The organism is Bradyrhizobium jicamae (assembly GCF_001440395.1).
GTDB lineage: Bacteria > Pseudomonadota > Alphaproteobacteria > Rhizobiales > Xanthobacteraceae > Bradyrhizobium > Bradyrhizobium jicamae.
On record NZ_LLXZ01000043.1, the window covers coordinates 1 to 1,902 of the forward strand.

The following is a 1,902-nucleotide window of genomic DNA, read 5'->3' on the forward strand; positions in this document are numbered from 1 at the left end:
TTTGCCGAGTCGGGTGAGCCAGATTGTGTATTCACAACCGAGTATTCGGTTCGCACCGCGATGGAGGCCGCCTACACCCTTCTCAACATCGAACGCGGGGTCCCGGAGGTGTTCAACTCGACTTACGATGTTCGCAAAGTATTCGCTGCCATTGCTCGAGTATGTGACGGGAATGAAATTCAGGTTGAACCAGAGTTTTTGCGCAAACTATTGCTGAAGACAGTTGAAGCTTCTCAACTTGGCGGCCTGCTCAATGCGCATCGCACTTGATCTCCAATTGACCAGAAATATGCGAAGCGACCGGTTGCCTGGTTCAGGGAATTACCTGGCCAAGGTAGGCAATAGATCACGAGCGGATATCGCGCGAGGCATGAAGATGAGCCTCCGGAGCTCCGGAGGATCCCGGAGGAACCGCTATTTCAATCGATAACTGCGCAGTATTCCTAGCCACTATGCTTTACGATCCATCCGAGAAACACCTTGCCGGTTCGTGGAGAGCTTTGAGGAGGGTGTCCGAGGGGGCGCGGCGCAATAGCGTTTCACGAGGGTCACTCACAGTGTGAAGACGACAGATTGCGGCAGCGTTGACTGGCAAGGCGCTTTATTTGTCCGCCGATCGCGACTGTAGACAGCAACGCGACCCGCCAGCCTTTGGCATCAATGGCGGGGTCCTCGCGCTGCTGCTGCCAGCCACTGACACGGTCCAGCCGTGCTGCTGGCACTCGGCCCCCAGCCGATCTCTCAACCAGGTTTGCATGTAGCGGAGGGGCTGGTTGCAGCGTCATAACCGGGTTGCAGTGGCGGAGATCTGTGCCGCAAGGCCGGATCTCGCTCTCACGCTCGGGTGAGGCGCACAACAGCCGGCTGTGGTGGATTCTTCTCGGCCGGTCTCGATCTCGGCCTCTCGTCACAGCTTTGAAGTCTTCCTTGCCGACATGAGGGAGCCGCCCGAAGGCCATACACTCGACAGGAAGCACAATGACTAGCCCGCCCACCTCGTCGGGCCCTAACCCAACGAGCCGTAAGTATCGCGACGCAATTTGATCGAGCGGTTGTTTAAGAGATGCCGGCACATCGTAACCTGATATTACGAGCTGGCAGTCAACCAACCAGTCAGCTCTGATCATATAAGTGTTTGGCTACGTGCTCACGAGTGCGCGTCGCCGCCACGCGCCTTTTTTCAGCTCTCACCACTCGTCGGAACTAAAGCGCTCGGAATCGTATTGCGCAATAATCCACTTGTTGATGGTTGCTGGACTTTGCATCTCGCGTTCGGTCGCGGCGCGAGTAGCCTCCAATGAAGCGCGGCCGCTGCTATATCTGCAAACGTGCTGCAGGGTATAGGGAAGGCGGTACCATAGGTTGTTGCTGCCGAGCACCCAAGCCTGCCAGCCGTGCGCCACGGACTGTTTCAAGAACACATGCTGGGGTGCCGCGAAAGCTCCTTCCGCGAAAGCTTATTCCAAGTCATACAAGCACAGAGACTTTGCCATCGTGGCCCCGTTTCACCGAATTGCCAACAAGCAAGCGATCACGATCGCGGAATAAACGAGCACAGCGAGTTGCTAACGTGATTTCCATCGCCTAGCTCCGACTTCGGTGCTGACGCGTCGCCCACCAGACGATATGTGTGAGAAAGCAAGCTTCCGCCAATCAACCATCTGGACGCCATTGTCTGTCGCTCTCACCGCGAAATGGGATGAGGTAAAGTCGTCAAAGCCCCTGTAGAAGCGTGGGCGCTTAGGTCTTAGCAGCCAATGTGTCTCCGCACCGAAGTGATATGTACTCGGTAGCGCAGCGGCGATGTGGCACTACTGTCGAAGTCGTAACCGTTTGCTATGTCTCCGGTTACGCGGACACTGATCCTGTTGTACCTGCGGCCTTCATGTTCGTACACGCTGA

At 56.4% G+C, this 1,902-nt stretch carries 1 protein-coding gene and 1 pseudogene; one reads left to right on the top strand and one right to left on the bottom strand.

What is annotated here, in order from left to right:
- Positions 1-270 (top strand): annotated as a pseudogene (locus CQ12_RS44920) (oleate hydratase); the annotation flags it as partial.
- Positions 271-1,187: 917 nt separating this feature from the next.
- On the opposite strand, the gene CQ12_RS06690 reads toward CQ12_RS44920, so the two are convergent.
- Positions 1,188-1,415, bottom strand: coding sequence for a hypothetical protein (locus CQ12_RS06690; RefSeq protein WP_157088039.1), 228 nt, complete (start codon positions 1,413-1,415; stop codon positions 1,188-1,190).
- Between the last annotated feature and the right edge of the window lie 487 nt (positions 1,416-1,902).